Consider the following 18,633-nt stretch of genomic DNA (forward strand, 5'->3'; position numbering starts at 1 on the left):
TGGCAGTCCCCTTTGTAATCTATTCATGAGCGAATCCACCGTCGTGGGTTTCTTTTGCTCGGTATAGTGCAACATCGGCAGCTTTTGATAAAGCCACATAGGTATCGCCCTGTTTTGCCAATACTGCCCCGGCAGATAAGGTGATGGCGGGCATCTTTCGCTTCGCGGCTTCTTTTGCCAGGGTTTGATTGATATCTTCCATGATTCTCTGTGCAACAGAGTAATCTTCGGTATCGGCGACAAAAATAGCAAATTCATCGCCGTGGAGACGGGAAGCGATATCGATGGTTCGGATACGGCCGACAATCATCTGAGCCGTCAATTTGATGACTTCATCACCGATATTGTGCCCGTAGTTGTCATTGACTTGTTTAAAATGGTCTCCGTCAATCATGATGAAGATTCCGCCGTCTTCAGGCTCCATTTCGGTTAGAATCTTAGTCATGTTTTTCCTAAATGAACTGAAATTCATCATGCCAGTCAGTTCATCAATAGCTGCTTCTTTTTGTGCCACCTGCAATGCCATTTCGAGACGTCTCTGCGTCTGCCCCAGTTCCACATAAGCCTCTTTCAGCTCGCGATTCTTGAGCCCTCTGTTCACCTGGCTGAGAACGTAAATTAGAAGCAGTTCAACTAGAAGCAGCGGTACCAGCCAACTGCTCAGAGTTGCTTTTAGGACGGAAAAGAAAGGAATAAGCACTAGAAAACTATATTCTTCCTCTTGCAGCAGATACCCGTAATAGCGGCTTCCTCCGATGGAAATAGAGCGCGCTTCTTTTTCATTCTTTGAGAGCAGAGTCAGATTATCTTGAAATGACTCTCGGAATTTATAAAAAGAAGTAGCCGAAGCAATTTTTTCTTTCGCCTTTGCTATCTCGTCGGCATCCTCCTGGTCGATAGCTGACAGCTCTTCTTTTGCTTCCTCAATTCTTTGCTTTGCCTCAGGAATAGAGTCGTGAAAACTGCTGCCCAGATAGTCGTCATCGGTACTGCCGATAATCGTGCCGTTTTGATTGTAAAGAATGACCTGCTCACCCTCGAAATGGTTCATGGAATTGATCAGAGCCTGGATATTGCCCATCTTGATATCATAGGCAAAGACCGTCTCTTTATCGGGCTGAAGCTGTGAAATCGTCGATAGGATATAATGATTGGCATAACTCATATAGGGCGGTGTAAAGACGATTTCGCCATCGCCAGCGGCCGCGTCTTTATACCAGGGCCGTTCTGTCGCCACATAGCCGGTTTTCTCATATTCAGAATAAGGCGTGTCCCAACTATATAGATAACGGCCTTTATAATACATATACAGACCGTCGAAGGTATCGCCTTCGATGTCCAACATGGTAGCGTCTATGGTTTTCAGGTAGTCCCAGATCTGGTTGGGATCAGGGTTATTTTCAATTTCTCGTGAGAGCATCTCCGAGAAAATTTGAAATGAATGTTTGTAGTCCTTTAATACGTCATTGAAGTCGTGACGCGTATCACTGGCCTCTTCTATCAGGTATTTGTCAATCATCTTAGACTCATGTATGCTGATAAAAAAAATTCCTACGACATTAACAATTAAAAATACGGCGGCAAAGACTAATGCTTTTTTCCGCTCCGCCAGCTTCTGCATCTGCATTTTTTTCTATCTCCCTAATTAAATACTGTACCTTTATCATATCATATTTGTTGTTGGTTATGAAGTCGTAATTTTGGAAATTTTGATATAATAATCAGTAATTTATATTCTTTTTGCACAAAAAAAGGGAATCGTGGTATAATGAACGCATCGATTTTGCGGCGTTGCCTTTTTGCCCCCCGCAAGCGTAGCGAGCGGCTAGGCAAAACGGACAGCGCAGCGAACAACGTGAGCGGAGGAGTATGCGAAGCATACGTTGCCGTAAGGAAGCGTTCATTGAATCATGACACTCGATTCTATATTCAAAGGTATCGTCATGGTATAATAAACGCAGACGATCTTGCGGCGTTGCCGTAAGGAAGCGTTCATTGAATCATGACGCTCGATTCTATATACAAAGGTATCGTCATGGTATAATGAACGCGTTGATCGAGACAGAGGTGTAAAAAATGAAGGAAGAACAAAAAACAACGATGATAGCGGTGGCGGGAAAAGGGGGAGTCGGCAAGACTTCCATCGCAGCTGCTATGGTAAAGATATTGACAAAGCAGTTTCCCGGCAAGAAGATTCTCGCCATTGACGCCGATCCGGCTGTAGGGCTTGCTACTGCTCTGGGAATTGAAGAGGGAAAGACCATCGATGATATCCGCATGGAAGTCGTGGAGACAGTGGAGGATGGACAGACGAAGGCCGCAATCGAGCTTCTGGGCGAAGCGAAATATCAGATCTATGAGGCTATGACAGAACAGGACGGTTTTGCATTTATCGCCATCGGCAGACCGGAATCGGCAGGCTGCTATTGTAAAATCAATTCCTACTTAAAAGACGTGATTCAAATGCTGTCGCAGAATTTTGACTATGTGGTCATCGACGGAGAAGCCGGCATCGAACAGATCAACCGCAGGGTGATGGAAAAGGTCACTCATTTGGTTTTGGTGACAGATACCAGCCGCAAAGGCATACAGGTGATTCAAACCATTAAAGGTGTGGCAGACCGCCTGGTCATGTACGACAAGATGGGTGTTATCGTCAACCGCATTCCTGGACCAGAAGCCAAACAACTGGTCGATACAGGAGCAATGCCTGTCTTATCCCATATTATGAGTGATGATCAGCTGGCGAAGTTTGATCTATTAGGCGAAAATGTCTTTTTCCTGCCCGATGAGGCGGAAATTGTCCGGGGTGCGGCGGAGGCTTTGGATGCTTTGGGAATTACGGAAACAGGAGAGAAACAGTGAAAGATTTAAAGCATTTGTATTACTTCGAAAGTTTATTAGAAGAGGTCAACAACGATTTGGTCAGGGAGGGGACGCAGCGGGGCGATATCGCCATCGGCAGCGTCTGTTCTTTGATTCCAGAGGTACTGCTCAACCTGCCAGGGACCTTTGCTGTGCGTCTGCGGGCACCGCGGACCGGTTCTATCGAAATGGGAACTTATTATATGACCAGCCTTCTTTGCGAAGGCTGCCGCGCCTATCTGGAGCGAGCCCTAGAGGGAGGATATGAATTTTTGGACTGTATCCTGGCACCGGACGCCTGTGCTCAGATGAATCGCTGCGTAGAGAATATCGAGAAGCTGCAATTATGCAATAAGGAGAAATTTTTCGTATCTTATGCCGACGCGCCTATGAAGGCCGACGAGACGGCTCTAGCCCACTATGTCAGACAGATGCGCCTGCGGGTGCTCTCCCCTTTGGCAGAAGTGTACGGTATCGATGTGTCTGATGAGGCTTTGCGGCAGGCGGTGAAGAACCTCAATGAGGTCAACCGTCTGATGATGGAAATCGGAGCATTCCGCAAGGAAGAAAATCCGCCGATTACGGGATATGAATTTGCAGTTTTATGTCTGGCAACCTACAGCTGTCCCCACGATCTTCTGATAGAGAAGCTGGAAGAGACTTTGGCGGAAGTGCAGGAACGAAAACCCGATGAGAAAAAATCTTTTCGTGCCCGTGTTCTGCTGGCAGGCTCGGAGCTGGACAGCCCGGAACTGGTCAAGCTGGCTGAGGATGCAGGCGCGTTTGTGGCGGCAGACCGCTATTGCTTTGGTGCGTTTCCTGACCGTCAGCCTTTGCTCCTGACGGAGGATGAAGATGTCCTGACGCAGATCTGCAGGCAGTATATGATGCGTGGCCAGTGCCCACGCTATATGAATACGAAAAAAATTGAGGAGCGAAAGGCTTACATAGACAGCCTGGCCAGGGAGTACAAGGTCGACGGCATCATTTATCAATATCTGAAGTTCTGTGATTACTGGGGCTATGAGCAGGCCGCCTCTACCCACATCATGCGGCAGGAGTACGATTATCCAGTCCTTTCCATCGACCACCCTTATTCGGTAGGGAGCTCGGGCCAGATTCGCACCAGAATCCAGGCCTTTGTGGAAAGCATCGAAATCAAGAAATTGCAGAAGGGGGCGAAGTAATGGGAAAAGAACTAGGAAGCGGCCGCCTGGGCCGGCTGTATAACGGGAAGAAAGCAAGGAAACGCCGGGAGTGGCGTGGCGTCAGGGATACCTGGTATGCTTACACCCAGTGGCTGAAGATCTGGAAGGTCTTGATTAAATTCATGGCAAAACCGAGGAACATCAAAGGCTTTTTCCGCTATCGATGGATGCTCAACTACCTGGCGGTACCGGACTTTTTTGATCGCCATACGGAAGGAATGCGGGGAGAGCAGCTGCGCATGGCGCATACAGGTCTGGGGCTTATCGTAGCCGACATGTGCGAGATGGTCAACACGGTATTCAAGGCAGACCCCCGCATCGGCAACGACAAGGAACTCAACGACCGAATCGTGCTCTTTGATGAAAATATGATGAGTGAGATCATGAATGGATTCCCCAACCTGCAGTGGGTATCGGTAGAGGTGCCTGCCATCTATACCAGTGCCATGATGAATCAGACCGGTGTATCTCATTATATCGACGTGACCAGTGAATACGGCGTGCCGGGCGATGTGTGCCCGATGCCGGCGGCGGAACTGGGGCTGGCCATTGACGACGATTTCCCTTTGATTGGAAAATGTGCGGTGCAGTGCAACACTACCTGCGACGGCAGTGCCATGGGAAACGGCATCGAAGCCAGGCGTTTCAAGATTCCCACCTTTCAGCTGGCGGTGCCGATTCGTCATACGCAGGAAAGCGTGCAGGAATATGCCGCTGACGAGATCAAGAATGCGATCCACTTTATTGAAGAACAGACTGGAGAGACTTTTGACTGGGATGCCTTTTTTACTTCTATGAAGCGGTTTAATGTGGAGTCTCAGCATGCAAAGGAATGGCTGGAGATTTCCCGTACCCCTTATCCCCAAGTCATCGGCGATAATCTGGCCCTGTATCGTTACGGTGTTTATCAGGCGGCAGGCGGCAGGAATGACGATTTCCTAAAGGTGGACGAAAAATTGACGGCTCTGGCTATGCAGGCCTTTGAGCGCAAAGCGCCGGTGGTGAAAGAAGCCCGCCATCGGGCCATCACCTGGGGTGTGCAGGCTGCCTACTATACGGCCTTCCCAATCTGGATGCAGAACTGCTGGGGCATCGTGCCCATTGCCGATATGCTGAGTCTGGTTTCCATGGAGGAAATCAACACGGAGGACAAAGAGCAGGCTATTTACGATCTGGCACACCTCTACGAGAATATGATTATGAGAAACCGCTCCAACGGCGGATACGAAGTGGGTGTGGAAGCCCTTTGGCGCTACTGCGAATACTTCAACGTGGATATGGTGGTCATGTACACCCATATGGGATGCAAGGCCATGAGCGGCTATCACGGTATCTTTGAAGAGGAAGCAAGGAAACACGGCATTCACCTGATCTGGGTGACGCACAATCTGATGAAGCCGGAAGACGCGTCAAGAAGGGATATGCGTATGGAAGTCAATCGTTACATGCGCACCGTGCTCAGAGAAGAGCCGCTGGATCCGTCACTGGAGGACTTCGACGACGCCAAGTGCTGGTAATGGACTGGTCCCAATTTGCGCAGCAAATTGCTGGACAGTCCTTATGACATTCTGCCCAAAGAGCCATAGGCGATTTGTCTGGCAGAATTTATGCTGAAACTCCCCAGCCTTTGGCTGGCTTGGAGTTTGTCGTATGCTTTAAATCCCCAAGAAAACGAACCGAAGGTGAAGTTTGATTGGAGGGATTTAGTCGTATAATGGAGTCCTAACCCAATTTGTAGAACAAATTGTAGGGTAGGACCCCGGTCAGGAGTGCAGCGCTTTAGCGCTGCTTCCAGAATTGCGTAACTGGGCTAGCCATATCCCCTGTCAGTTAGGCAGGAGGAGATGAACGGCGGTAATTTGCGTAAGGTATTGGAAAAAAATCAGCCCAACTGCGTAACCGGGCTAGCCATATCCCCTGTCAGTTAAGCAGGAGGAGATGAACAGCGGTAATTTGCGTAAGGAATTGGAAAAAAATCAGCCCAATTGCGTAACCGGGTCAGCTATATCCCCTGTCAGTTACGCAGGAGAGGATGAACGGCGGTAATTTGTGTAAGGAATTGGAAGAAATCGACGAAATAGCGTAACCAGATGTTTGATCAATTTGATTATCTGACCAGCGCTTAGCCGCTGACTACATTTTGGGGCGTTAAATCATAAGATCTCCCCAGAAAAAACTATTTGCATTACAAATTAAAGTGAGGACCATTAAGGAGAATGAGAATGAACTATTTTGGCGGTTGTGACGCCGGAAGTACCTATACAAAGAGTGTGATTATAGATGAAACCGGAGCGATCAAAGCCTCGGTAATCAACAAGAGCCGGATCAATCCGGTGCTCAGCGCCCGTGAGGCTTTGGACACTGCGATTTCTCAGGTAGATGACCTAAAGAGTGCGGAGGATTTGACGTACCTTGTGGGAACGGGCTATGGGCGCAACAAAGTGCCTTTTGCAGATGAAAACATTTCGGAAATCAGCTGTCATGCCATGGGCGTACACGTGGTCAACCCGGAGGTTAAATCCATCATCGACATCGGCGGCCAGGATGTCAAAGGGATTGCCATCGACACGGACGGAACAGTGTTGAACTTTGCCATGAACGACAAATGCGCCGCAGGAACCGGACGCTTTTTTGAAACCATGGCTAGAGCCTTTGAAATGTCTCTGGACGAGTTTTCGGCGCTGTCTCTGCAGGCGAAAAACGTGATTCCCATCACTGCCCAGTGTGCGGTCTTTGCCGAAAGTGAAGTCATCTCCCTGGCCGGGGAAGGCAAACCCATGGAGGAAATCGCCGCAGGCATTCAGGTATCTGTTGCAAAGCGCTGTTTTGTCATGGCGAAGAAAGCAGGAGTCACGGATAGCGTGACTTTGACGGGAGGCTGTGCCAAAAACGGCGGTTTGAAGCAGGCAATTGAAAAAGTTCTCAAGGTCAGAGTAGTGGATTTGTCTGTGGATCCGCAGCTGATGGGAGCGCTAGGAGCCGCTGAGTTTGCGCGGCAGAAAGGAATGGCGTTATGATATTAAAGGTAGTATTGATTATCGTCTGCGTGGTTGTTGCATTGTTTCTGCTCAGCGTGCTGGCATTTTTTTTCAATCTGGACATGAAGATGGCGGCAAAGCTGGGAGACCTGCTGGCGCCCCATTATGATAAGGTTAAACGAGACAGGATGGTCTGATTGCGATGCGGTTATATGACAAATTGATTGCACAGGCGTTGCAGCTGATCGCCTCCAGTGGCGGGGACCAGCTAATGCGCGGCCAGTGCCGGGGGGAGGCCCGCCGCGACAGCGGAGAATTCGATCTGATTTTGAAATCTGATATGGCCTATGAGCTGGGCGGAGGGAGCCTTCCGGCAGTCAGCGGTCTCTTCTTCACCTCGGATCAAAGCTTTGTACCGGAGGATGAAATCTGGCGTTTGGGACCGGATCTCTCTGAAATCAGGGAAAATGTGCCCTATGCCAGGCTGACGCTGATCCGTGTGGCAGAGGGTTGTTTTTCTGGCGAGGCGGAAGCCTATTCTGACCTGCGAAAAATGGAGTACACGCGATACCATGTCAACCCGGAGGGCTACATGATGCGGATTTCTACGGCAAGTGAGCGGGAGCCGGTGCGCATCAGCCGCAAGGCGCTGAATCAGGGACTTTCCTTTGAAAAAGCGGGGCGGTCTTTCATCAAAGGCTATCGCAGTCATCTAAAGGTAGAGGCGGTGAAGTTGATTTTTGTGACGGCGGCGGATTTCCCCTATGAGCAGCTTGCGAAGCTGGCACACCAGGGAGAGCAAATTACCAAGTCGATGAACCACATTTTTAATAACCTGGTCATGGATTGTTCTGCCTGCAACTTGAAGCCAGTCTGCGACGAGGTGGAAGGGCTGCGGGAACTGCACCAGGCAGCATTGACGAAATAAAAAACGTGGAGCGGAGGGAAATTGATCTTATTCAATTTTCACTCCGTTTTTTTATAGGTGGAATTGCGGCCGGAGACGTACAAGTAATTCTTAAGAATTCTTAAATATGTTGCCTATATATTGACTGAATGAAATTATAAGATAAAATGTAGACAGAAGGAGTTAGAGGGGAGGAGAAAACATGATGATAAAGAAGGTTTTTGCTGTTCTAACTTTTGCTACGTTAATTATTAACGTCTTGGCAATAGGTTATTTGTATTTGTTTAGCAATTATATAGCAGATGAGTTGCTCGCAAGACTTCTGCCGCTGTCAATACTTAGCAGTGGATGCTTTATTGCCATCTCGCGCCTATTTAAGGACTGAAAGGAAAAGATAACATTATGACTATTTTACCAGCTTTATTGATGATAATTTCGTATTTGATTAAGGCAGCAATTGGGTTTGCTATTATCGCAACACCGATTTTGCTGTACAAGATTTATCAGTTACTTCGGGGAAGAGTGTAGAAGATACGGAGGAGAGCGTATGGTAGTGAATCTTGGCATTGACAAAGAAAAAGTGATTGCGCGTACTTTCAAAATCGTATTTATTTTGATGCTTTGTTCCAGCCTTCTGCCGTGGTTCGACCGAGGGGCGAATGCGCCTCTTTTCTGGGGATTTGAGGTTGTGATGGAGCATTACTTGTGGATACCCTTTGTTGTCCTAATCCTGTTCATTTGGGCGTGGGGTGACAAGCCGAAGCGGTGGTATGCTATCTTGGGAGAAGCCGCCTTTGCAGGAGCCCTAGGGATATACGTTTATTCCATCCTCTATTTCAAAAGGTACTTATGGACCATCTATGAACCTGATACCGCCATGGATTTACATTTCGGCTTATCCAGTGCAATGATAACATTTTGGCTGTCGGCATTCCTGACAGTGGCAGCGTTTGTGCTTTTTCAGTTCTATCTTTACAGCAAAATGAAATCGGAGAAATAGTATGAAAAGAATTTTGAAAAACCCTCTTTTGCCTCTATTACTGGCTGTATGCATATGTGTAATCTTTGGGGTGTTTCTGTCTGGCGATCCTTTCCCGGCAAAGGAAATATACGGATATAAACCGCTGGTCTATATCAATGATCGAGTTTATGGCGAGATTGGTGTTGTTACAAAATCTCCGCCTGAAGGGTTCAAACTGGCAGGGACAGTAAAAGAGAAGGTGTCGAGTTTGGAACCCATGGTGGAGAGAAATTTCGCAGCCAATATGCTAGATGCAGGCACAGAGATTTTTACCAGCGAAGAGAATCCAAACGAAATTTATATAAAACTGGAAAAGTCAAAGTACAGCAAATATATACATCATGCTGAAGAGGAATCTGATTAAGAGTTGTGAGCAAATTTTCAAATATGAACTTCCGACATTTTTGTAAATGCTTTAGGTCAACAAAATGTTTTTTGAAAAAACATTATAAATTTTGTTCAATTTCGGCGCTAAAATTTGTTTAGTATATAAAGAACGTAATTGGAAAGGATGCGTGCTTTTAAAAATAATTGAAATAAACATAGTACAAAAGGAGATAATAGAGGTAAAGCGTATGAAAAAAATAATATGTACGGTATGCATGGCTGCTGTAATATGTTTCTGTTTCGTGGCTTGTTCTTCAGAGCCAGGTGATAATAAGAGTGAAGCAGTATTGAATTCAGTTACGGATAAGATTATTCTATCTTTTACCGGCGTTGAAGATGATTCTTCAGGAATAAAAAAAGTATCTTACAAAGCAAAAAATGTGTCAGATGATCCATTTACACTAGAAGGAATATTAGTTTATGCGTGCGACAAAAATTTGAGTTACATTGAAGCAACTGCTAAAAACAAGCCAGAAAAACTCACTCCTGGAAAAGAAAGCCATAAATTCGAATATGCCTATGATGAAAAAGTGGAATTTGTAAAAGTTGTAGGCTACAAGTATACCCAAAATGGGAGAACCTTCATAGATACTTTTGACAATGTGATGGTAGTTCATGAAGATGGATCCACTTATCTGGGAAATATCAATTACACAGATCAGCAGATATTAGACAGAGCTGATGTGAAAAACAACCAGCCGACTGCATATATATCGGATGATGAAGTCAGAGGGGTCCTGATGTCTGTTGCAAATATTGCCAAGGATAAGGATACGACTATAGAGAAAGCATGCGAAGCAATCGGGATGTCTTATGATGATTATAAAGGATTGCTTTTGCGAGAGTCTAACTCCAAGGTTCCGTTAGAGGAAATCAGAGGCACTCTTGTAGCTGTAGAGAGACTGATGACATATGATGGTTTAACACTATCTGAAGCCTGTAAGGCTGCTGGGATCGACTTTGAAGAATATGAAAAAATAGTAAAGAAATTATAAGTGATGCCCATTACGAGAGAGGAACCATACAAACAAAACCCCTAGAACGAAATGTTCTAGGGGTTTCTAAGTTATATCTCCTATTCCACAAACTCTCCGCCTTTGAATACTTTCTTCGGCAGGGCTTTCTGTGCTTCTGGGATGCCTTCCAGGTTCTGCTTCTGGATAGCTCTGATTTTTAATGGCAATGAGAACAGGTTGATGAATCCTTCTGCGTCGCTCTGGTCGTAGACTTCGTCCTCGCTGAAGGTAGCGAACTCTTCATTATATAAGGAGTAAGGGGACTGGCTTGCCACTGGCCATGCGGTGCCTTTGTACAGCTTCATCTTCACTTTGCCCGTAACCTGCTTCTGGGTTTCGTCCACGAAAGCAGAGATGGCTTCCCGCAGCGGTGTGAACCAGAGGCCGTCGTAGACCAGCTGCGCGAACTTCTGGGAGACGATGTTCCGGTACTGGAGGGTGTCTCTGTCCAGAATCAGCTTTTCCAGATCCTTGTGTGCCGCGAACAAAATAGTGCCGCCCGGCGTCTCGTATACGCCTCTGGACTTCATGCCCACCAAACGGTTTTCGATGATGTCGATGGTGCCGATGCCGTTTTCGCTGCCCAGCTTGTTGAGGGCGGTCAAAAGTTCCACGGGTCCCATCTCTTCGTCATTGATGGCCACAGGAACGCCCTGCTCAAAAGAGATTTCCACATATGTAGGCTGATCTGGCGCATCTTCGGGTGTTTTGGAGAGGACGTGGATGTCAGGCTTGTGTTCGTTCCAAGGATTCTCCAGGTTGCCGCCTTCGTGGCTGATGTGCCAGATGTTCTCGTCTCTGGAGTAAATCTTCTCGACGGTCTGGGCGATTGGAATGTTGTGCGCCTTTGCATAGTCGATACATTCCTCACGGGATTTCAGATCCCAGATTCTCCAAGGGGCGATGATTTTGATGGCCGGGTTCAGTGCGTGAATAGTGGATTCAAAACGCACCTGATCGTTTCCTTTGCCGGTGCAGCCATGACAGATGATAAAGGCGCCTTCCTGCTCGGCGATTTCTACAATCTTCTTGGCCTGCAGCGGTCTTGCCATGGAAGTGCCCAGCAGATAGTCGTTTTCATAGATTGCGTCCGCCTTGAGGGTCGGATAGACGAAGTCGGTGATGAATTCTTCCTGGATATTCAGGATGTATGCTTTATCTGCGCCAGTCGCATAAGCTTTCTTTTCTATCGCCTCAAAGTCTTCCTTCTGACCGGTATCGCAGCACACTGCGATGACTTCACAATCGTAATTTTCCTTTAACCAAGCGATAATAATCGATGTGTCCAGGCCGCCTGAGTAGGCCAGGACGATTTTCTCTTTTGCCATTTTTCTTTCCTCCAAAATTATATAAATATTTAAATATCTGAATAAAAATTAATTAATGTATGTAATATACCACAAATAAACGGTGGAATCAAGAGTAAATTTTAATAAAAATAATAAAATATGCAAAAATATAAATTTATACTTGCATATTTATAATTCCTATAGTATACTCTCTCCTTAGAAATATTGATTGGAGGCTTCTTGATGAAAGGAACGATTTACTTGGAAGACGGGAGTATATATAAAGGAAAGGGATTTGGCTTTGAGGGAACCAGAATTGGCGAACTGGTTTTCAACACGGCAATGACTGGCTATCAGAAAACCCTGACCGACCCGTCCTATAAAGAACAGATTATCACTATGACTTATCCCCTGCTGGGCAACTATGGAATCAACGAGACGGATTACGAGTCGGAGCAGATTCACGCTTTCGGCGTGGTGGCGGCTGACGTATGTTTTAAACCGTCCAACTGGAAGTCCGTCATGAATATCGACCAGTGGCTGGCAGAACAAAAGGTCCCCGGCGTCTACGATGTGGACACGAGAGAAATTACCAGGAAGCTTCGAAATACAGGAAATCAGAAATGCGTCATCACTACAGAAGATTTCTCTATAGAGACCATTGAGAAGATCTGCCAGGATGCTTTTTTGCGAGGCGACCAGATGAAAGATGCCGGCGTCACTGCAGTGGAGAAATGGGAGGACCCCGATAACAAATATCATGTAGCTGTCTTGGACTTCGGCGTCAAAAAAAGCATCCTAAATGAATTATACAAAAGAGGATGTAATCTGACCATTTACCCTTACGGCACCAAAGCGAAGACCATTTTGGCATCAAAGCCCGACGGCGTGTTTCTGACCAACGGGCCGGGAGACCCGGAAAGCGCCAAAGAAGCGATTACCGTCATAGAAAAGCTGATCACCAACAGCAGCTACGGACCGGATCAGATGCCCATCTTTGGCATCTGCATGGGACACCAGCTCATCGCCCTTGCCCAGGGAGGACATACATACAAGCTGAAATACGGCCATCGTGGCTGCAACCACGGCGTCTTTGATAAGAACAGCGGCAGAAGTTATATCACAAGTCAGAACCACGGCTATGCGGTCAAAGCTGAGAGCATCGTGCTCAAAGGGCTGGAAGTGACCCACCTCAACCTCAACGATGGAACCGTAGAGGGGATGCAGCACCTGACAAAACCGGTCTTTTCCGTCCAGTTTCACCCAGAGTCCAGTCCCGGACCCAATGATACGGGATACCTGTTCGACAAATTTATCAACCTGATGGAAGGAGGAAGACTGTAATGCCTAGAGATTTTACCCTAAATAAAGTTTTGATCATCGGTTCCGGTCCCATTGTCATCGGACAGGCCGCAGAGTTCGACTATGCCGGTACTCAGGCCTGCAAGGCTATTTCCGAGGAAGGCATTGAGACGATTTTGATCAACAGCAACCCTGCCACCATCATGACAGACAACGGCATCGCCGACAAAGTTTATCTGGAGCCAATCACAGAGGATGCAGTGGAGCAGATTTTGGCGAAAGAACGTCCGGAAGGCGTCCTGGCAGGGTTTGGCGGACAGACCGGCCTGAACCTGGCTATGGCCTTAGACGAAAAGGGCATATTCGAGAAATATGGCGCCAAGCTACTGGGTGTGAACAAAGAGAGCATCCACAAAGCCGAAGACAGGGAGGCTTTCAAGGATTTGATGCTAAAAATCGGCGAGCCGATTCCGCCTAGCACCATTGCAACGACCATGGAAGAGTGCCAGGCCTTTGTCGAGAAAATCGGCTATCCTGTCATCATTAGACCGGCTTACACCCTTGGCGGCACGGGAGGCGGCATCGCCCATAATCAGGAAGAACTGGAGCATTTCTGCAAGATGGGCATGGAGAAAAGCGCCATCGGGCAGATTTTGCTGGAAAAGTCGGTAGCCGGCTGGAAGGAAGTGGAGTATGAGGTCATCCGCGATGGCAAGGACAACTGTATCATCATCTGCAGCATGGAGAACCTGGACCCAGTGGGCGTCCATACAGGAGACAGCATCGTCGTAGCGCCGACCCAGACGCTGAACGACAGCCAGTACCAGATGCTGCGCGATTCTTCCCTGAAGATTATCAGAAGCCTGGAGATCGAAGGTGGCTGCAACGTGCAGTTTGCCCTCAATCCGGACAAAGACGAATATATCGTCATCGAGGTCAACCCGCGTGTAAGCCGTTCTTCCGCTCTGGCATCCAAAGCGGCAGGTTACCCCATCGCCAAGATTGCGGCAAAAATCTCAATCGGATACAGCCTGGACGAATTGAAGAACTACGTGACAGAAGGCTCCAGCGCCTGCTTTGAACCGGCACTGGACTACTGCGTGGTCAAATTCCCCAAATGGCCTTTTGACAAGTTCCGCACGGCATCCAGGAAACTGGGCACCCAGATGAAAGCCACCGGCGAGATTATGGCTATCGACAGAACTTTTGAAAGTGCTTTGCTGAAAGCTATCGCCTCCTTAGAAGTAGAGGGTACGGGACTGAGAGTCCCTTACGTCACGGGTCTTGACAATGAGAAGCTGATGAACAAGCTGATGGCCCAGGACGACGAGCGCATCTTCTGCATTGCAGAGGCTTTCCGCCGCGGACTTGCAGACGTAGAGGAAATATTCGAGCGGACAAAGATCGACCGCTGGTTCCTCCATAAAATCTATGGAATCATCGAAATGGAAAAAATTCTACAGACCAGCGAGGTCACGGCGGAATTGATTCGCGAGGCGGAATATCGCGGTTTTACCGACGACGAAATCCTGGATCTGACGGGCATGGCGAGAGATGTGCTGCAGGATATCAGGCTCTATCACGATATCTATCCAGTATATAAAGTCGTAGACACCTGTGCCGGAGAATTCGAGGCGCTGACGCCATATTACTATTCCAGCTACGGCGGTGAAAATGAAAGTGTCAAAACACCGCACGACAAAATTCTCGTCGTCGGTTCGGGACCGATTCGAATCGGCCAGGGCATCGAGTTTGACTACTGCTGTGTCCAAGGGGTGTGGGCCTTGAAAGACCTCGGCTATGAGTCCATCATCATCAACAACAATCCAGAGACGGTCAGCACTGACTTTGATACTTCCGACAAGCTTTACTTTGAGCCACTGCATACCGATGATGTGATGAACGTCATCAAACAGGAACGTCCGGAAGGTGTCATTCTGCAGTTTGGCGGTCAGACGTCTCTCAATCTGGCATCAAAGCTGGCAGCCAGAAGCATCAAAATTCTTGGCACCCAGAACAAGTATATTGACCTGGCAGAAGATAGAGAGAAGTTCTCTGATCTGTTGGATATTCTGGACATCGCCACACCAAAGGGCTGCGCGGTCAGAACCAGAGAGGAAGCCTTTGAAGCCGTGGAGCGTCTGGGATATCCTCTGGTCGTGCGCCCGTCATTCGTCATCGGCGGCAGGGCGATGCAGGTGGTTTACTCCGACGATGAACTGTTGAAATACCTAAAGGAAGCCGTAAAACTTTCTCACGAGCACCCTGTTTTGATTGATAAATACGTAGAAGGCAAAGAGATAGAAGTTGACGCTATTGCCGATGGAGACGACGTGTTGATTCCAGGTATCATGGAGCACATTGAGAGAACCGGTGTCCATTCCGGCGACAGCTGCACCGTCTATCCGACTTACAGCCTTCCCCAGGAGGTGATCGACAAGCTGATCGAGAATACCAAGAAAATCGTCAAAGCGCTGCATATCGTGGGCCTTGTAAATATCCAGTATGCCTGGGACGGAGACACTATCTACGTCATCGAGGTCAATCCGAGAGCGTCCCGGACAGTGCCGATTCTCAGCAAAGTGACGAAAGTACCGATGGTGAAAATTGCCGTGGCGGCGATGACTGGTAAAAAATTGGCTGACATGGAATGGGGCACAGGCTTATATAAGAAGCAGGATTACTATGCGGTGAAAATTCCGGTTTTCTCTGATGCCAAGCTGACGGATGTAGATGTGGCTGTGGGACCGGAGATGAAGTCTACTGGCGAAGTCCTGGGCATCGACAAAGACTTTGACAAGGCGATTTATAAGGGATTCCTCGGCGCAGGAACGAAGATCCCCACAGAAGGAGGCCTCTTTGTCTCGCTGAAAGATCACGATAAGACAAAGGAGAGCGCCGAGATTCTGGAAAACTACGCGGAACTGGGTTTCAAGCTGTACGCCTCAGAAGGGACGGGAACCTTCCTCAAAGCGCATGGTGTAGCGACAGAAATCATCGACTATGCTGACGTAAAACCTTTGATCGGCGAGGAAATTCAGATTGTCATCAACACGCCAAAGACCATCAACAAAGTGGGCGCGGATACCTTCCCCATCAGAAGGGCTGCTATCGAGCGTGGTCTGCCGGTACATACCTGTATGGATACGGCAAGAATCTTTGCCATCGCAATTGGATTGAAGCAGAAAGACACCGAGCTGGAATACAATGTGCTGTAAAACTAGACGCGATTTCACAGACCTGCCGGTATATAGGGGAGAGGAGTATATTCAGAACGTTTTTTACGATGCGGTTAGGTTTTTTGATGCCGTTCCGTAAGTTTTGCGTAACTCGAAAGCAGGATTCAAGGTTATTTTGTTTGAAAACGGTCTTGCTGCTTGCGAAATGTATAAAAGTGTTGTGGGAGGTTACTTTTCATAGTTTAAATCTCTGCTTTTAGCCTTGAGATTCCAGTGAAAAGTAACCGAAATCGTAGATACCCCCTGGCAACTTGCATTAGATGAGTATTCAGTTACGCGAGCATGGCTGGAAACGCTCAAAAAGCATAACGTTATTGTAATGGTGCGGTAGCGTTTAATAAATATATTTTTAGTAATTGACTTCCCCATAGAATGTGGGTAGAATGTAAGTCAGAGATAACCAAGATATTTTGCACAAAATTTGTGCCACAGAAAAACCAGGTCGGTGGAGTCGACCTGGTTTTTCTTTTGGCTGACTGCTGGCTATTTATCTATGTTCAGTCATTGAAATATGTAACTGGCTGTTACACTTCCTGCAACAGAGACGGCGAGTGCCACCAAGATATCTTGCATTTATACCATCTCCTTCCCGCAAGGATCCTTTAACCTTGTCCCTCTTTTTTTCCTGTGCTATACTGAAACTGCCAGAAATAAAAGAGGAGGCATCATATGAACAGTGATATCAATTTTGAGAGCGGTCCGATTGTAATCATGGAGAGCTGCAATTCGCAGCCCTACCACATGCATAAAAATGCGCAGGAACTGATCTGGCTTCTGGAGGGAGAAGCAGGGATTACATTTAACAACAAAGAGTATTTTCTCAGTGCGGAGGACGACCTGATGCTGATCGTCGATGCCGATTTTCACAAGGTGCGTAAGATCAGCGAGCAGCTGCGTTATCTGTCCTTTTATATCGACCTGCCTTACTTTCAGAGATACATCAAAGATATTCTCAACGTGGGACTTTATGTGAATCCGGGGTACAGGACGCAGGAACAGATCCCCCACTTGAAAAAAATGCGGGTGCTCCTGGCGCAGATGGTGAGGGAGTATCAGGGCGATGCGGGGTCGCAGCAGGTCATCGAGATTGCTACCCAGCTGCTCCTCTTGATTCGAAACCACTTTAACTTTCTCGGTACGACTTATATCGATTATAAAGATCAGCATACTTTCGACCGGCTTTTTGGCGTCTACGATTTTGTGTATCAACATTATGCAGAGCGGGTGACTTTGGCTGACCTTGCAGATCATATCCATGTCAGCCAGACCTACCTTTCACGCAGTATCAAACAGCTGACTGGCATGAGCTTTACGGAAATTTTGAATTACGTCCGCTGTGAAGAGGCTCTCCGTCTTTTGCTGGAAACAGATAAGAGCATTACGACCATCGCTTATGACAGTGGATTCTCTGACCCAAAATACTTTCACAAGTATTTTGAGAAGTTCTTTTACGCCAATCCAGCGGAATTTCGCAGAAACCACAAGAATCAGAAGGAGATTGACGCTTTGGCAGACAGTCGTCAAAGAGAAATCACCTATGATGATGCCCTGAGAGAACGGTTAGGACAATACTGGAAAGACGATGGCCTCTATAAGAGCAAAGCGACGCATCTTTCATTTGCAGCAGAAGAGAGCAGTCGGTCAGGCATTAACCCGCCGGACAGTCTCACTGTCCTGGTGACAAAGGAAGAACTGCATCAACTGGCGAATCCTGGGCAGCTGATGCAGGCGCTGGAGCGGGACTTTGCAGATATCAGAATTGAAATTGCGGATTCTGATTCACGAAAGCTTTCCTTTGGAGATGCAAAGATGTGGCCGGTAGAACTGATGCAGGCATTGAAGGACAGGTCTGTCGCACTTCAGTCTTCTCCAGGCGGATGGAACGGGCTTTATGCCATGGGCGGCATCCAAACGCCGCTCTATTACATGCTTCAGGCTGCAGACTACGCAGATGGATGCTGGGAATACGGCAACAATTGGGCAGCCTGCCGGAACCGCGAAGGGGACGGCGCGATGCTTCTGCTGACTTGGAACGGTTCTTTGGAACAGAGTATTGAATTTCAAATCGACTTCGGCAAAACAGAGCAGGAATACCTTGTCTTGGAATATGAGTTTTCTAATTCCGTTCTGGGAGTTCTTTCTCAGGTTCCGGCGAAGTCCATGAAAGCGATGACGCACATTTTGCGCCCGGCTCTAAGCGCTGCGATGCTGAGGCGGGGTGAAGAAGGACATCCGTTCAAAATTGGACCGGGAAAAGCAGGAATCTTATCCATCACGAAAAAATGACAGGGAAGGCTGAACAGCCTTCTTTTTGTGTGCAGATGAAACAGCCTCTTGGACTTTTTTGCCCTTTTGTTGCGATTTTTTTGCTCTTTTCTGTTCTGGAATCTCACAGAATCTTTAGATAACGTAATTTTGTCC

The 18,633-nt window shown here is 47.5% G+C and carries 14 protein-coding genes; 12 read left to right on the forward strand and 2 right to left on the reverse strand.

The window, feature by feature from the left end; genetic code table 11:
• Positions 1–19 precede the first annotated feature (19 nt).
• The gene (locus tag ACMQ5W_RS00435; protein WP_419022447.1) at positions 20–1,627 is read right to left on the reverse strand and encodes a sensor domain-containing diguanylate cyclase; all 1,608 of its coding nucleotides are present in this window, start codon (positions 1,625–1,627) and stop codon (positions 20–22) included.
• Between the two features lie 449 nt (positions 1,628–2,076).
• Between ACMQ5W_RS00435 and ACMQ5W_RS00440 the strand changes: the two genes are divergently transcribed.
• The 9 genes from ACMQ5W_RS00440 (at position 2,077) to ACMQ5W_RS00480 (ending at position 10,361) form a co-directional block, all read left to right on the forward strand.
• Positions 2,077–2,865: an AAA family ATPase gene (locus ACMQ5W_RS00440; RefSeq protein ID WP_419022449.1), complete on the forward strand. Its 789-nt coding sequence runs from the start codon at positions 2,077–2,079 to the stop codon at positions 2,863–2,865.
• The gene (locus tag ACMQ5W_RS00445; protein WP_419022451.1) at positions 2,862–4,052 is read left to right on the forward strand and encodes a 2-hydroxyacyl-CoA dehydratase family protein; all 1,191 of its coding nucleotides are present in this window, start codon (positions 2,862–2,864) and stop codon (positions 4,050–4,052) included. Before ACMQ5W_RS00440 ends, ACMQ5W_RS00445 begins: the two co-directional genes overlap by 4 nt.
• Positions 4,052–5,590, forward strand: a complete 1,539-nt coding sequence (locus ACMQ5W_RS00450) for a 2-hydroxyacyl-CoA dehydratase family protein (protein ID WP_419022452.1) — start codon at positions 4,052–4,054, stop codon at positions 5,588–5,590. Before ACMQ5W_RS00445 ends, ACMQ5W_RS00450 begins: the two co-directional genes overlap by 1 nt.
• Before the next feature lie 705 nt (positions 5,591–6,295).
• Positions 6,296–7,090 carry an acyl-CoA dehydratase activase gene (locus ACMQ5W_RS00455; RefSeq protein WP_419022454.1) on the forward strand — a complete coding sequence of 265 codons (795 nt, stop codon included), beginning with the start codon at positions 6,296–6,298 and terminating at the stop codon, positions 7,088–7,090.
• Positions 7,087–7,248 carry a hypothetical protein gene (locus ACMQ5W_RS00460; RefSeq protein ID WP_419022456.1) on the forward strand — a complete coding sequence of 54 codons (162 nt, stop codon included), beginning with the start codon at positions 7,087–7,089 and terminating at the stop codon, positions 7,246–7,248. The genes ACMQ5W_RS00455 and ACMQ5W_RS00460 overlap by 4 nt, the downstream gene beginning before the upstream one ends.
• A 5-nt stretch (positions 7,249–7,253) precedes the next feature.
• The gene (locus tag ACMQ5W_RS00465) at positions 7,254–7,979 is read left to right on the forward strand and encodes a hypothetical protein (protein WP_419022458.1); all 726 of its coding nucleotides are present in this window, start codon (positions 7,254–7,256) and stop codon (positions 7,977–7,979) included.
• Between the two features lie 526 nt (positions 7,980–8,505).
• Positions 8,506–8,958, forward strand: a complete 453-nt coding sequence (locus ACMQ5W_RS00470) for a hypothetical protein (protein ID WP_419022460.1) — start codon at positions 8,506–8,508, stop codon at positions 8,956–8,958.
• 1 nt (position 8,959) lies between these two features.
• A complete protein-coding gene (locus tag ACMQ5W_RS00475; RefSeq protein WP_419022462.1) occupies positions 8,960–9,343 on the forward strand; it encodes a hypothetical protein in 384 nt (127 codons plus the stop codon).
• A 211-nt stretch (positions 9,344–9,554) separates the two neighbouring features.
• Positions 9,555–10,361 carry a hypothetical protein gene (locus ACMQ5W_RS00480; protein WP_419022464.1) on the forward strand — a complete coding sequence of 269 codons (807 nt, stop codon included), beginning with the start codon at positions 9,555–9,557 and terminating at the stop codon, positions 10,359–10,361.
• 80 nt (positions 10,362–10,441) lie between these two features.
• Here ACMQ5W_RS00480 and ACMQ5W_RS00485 read toward each other — a convergent pair whose 3' ends face one another.
• Positions 10,442–11,710 carry an argininosuccinate synthase gene (locus tag ACMQ5W_RS00485; RefSeq protein WP_419022465.1) on the reverse strand — a complete coding sequence of 423 codons (1,269 nt, stop codon included), beginning with the start codon at positions 11,708–11,710 and terminating at the stop codon, positions 10,442–10,444.
• Positions 11,711–11,914: 204 nt separating this feature from the next.
• On the opposite strand from ACMQ5W_RS00485, the gene carA reads away from it, so the two are divergent.
• The 3 genes from carA to ACMQ5W_RS00500 all read left to right on the forward strand — a co-directional run bounded on the left by carA (position 11,915) and on the right by ACMQ5W_RS00500 (position 18,498).
• Positions 11,915–13,015 (forward strand): glutamine-hydrolyzing carbamoyl-phosphate synthase small subunit, encoded by a 1,101-nt coding sequence (gene carA / locus ACMQ5W_RS00490; protein WP_419022467.1) that lies wholly within the window; start codon positions 11,915–11,917, stop codon positions 13,013–13,015.
• Positions 13,015–16,191 (forward strand): carbamoyl-phosphate synthase (glutamine-hydrolyzing) large subunit, encoded by a 3,177-nt coding sequence (gene carB, locus ACMQ5W_RS00495; protein WP_419022468.1) that lies wholly within the window; start codon positions 13,015–13,017, stop codon positions 16,189–16,191. Before carA ends, carB begins: the two co-directional genes overlap by 1 nt.
• Before the next feature lie 690 nt (positions 16,192–16,881).
• The gene (locus ACMQ5W_RS00500) at positions 16,882–18,498 is read left to right on the forward strand and encodes a helix-turn-helix domain-containing protein (RefSeq protein ID WP_419022470.1); all 1,617 of its coding nucleotides are present in this window, start codon (positions 16,882–16,884) and stop codon (positions 18,496–18,498) included.
• The last annotated feature ends 135 nt before the right edge of the window (positions 18,499–18,633 follow it).

Source organism: Emergencia sp. (assembly GCF_048465375.1).
GTDB lineage: Bacteria > Bacillota > Clostridia > Peptostreptococcales > Anaerovoracaceae > Senimuribacter.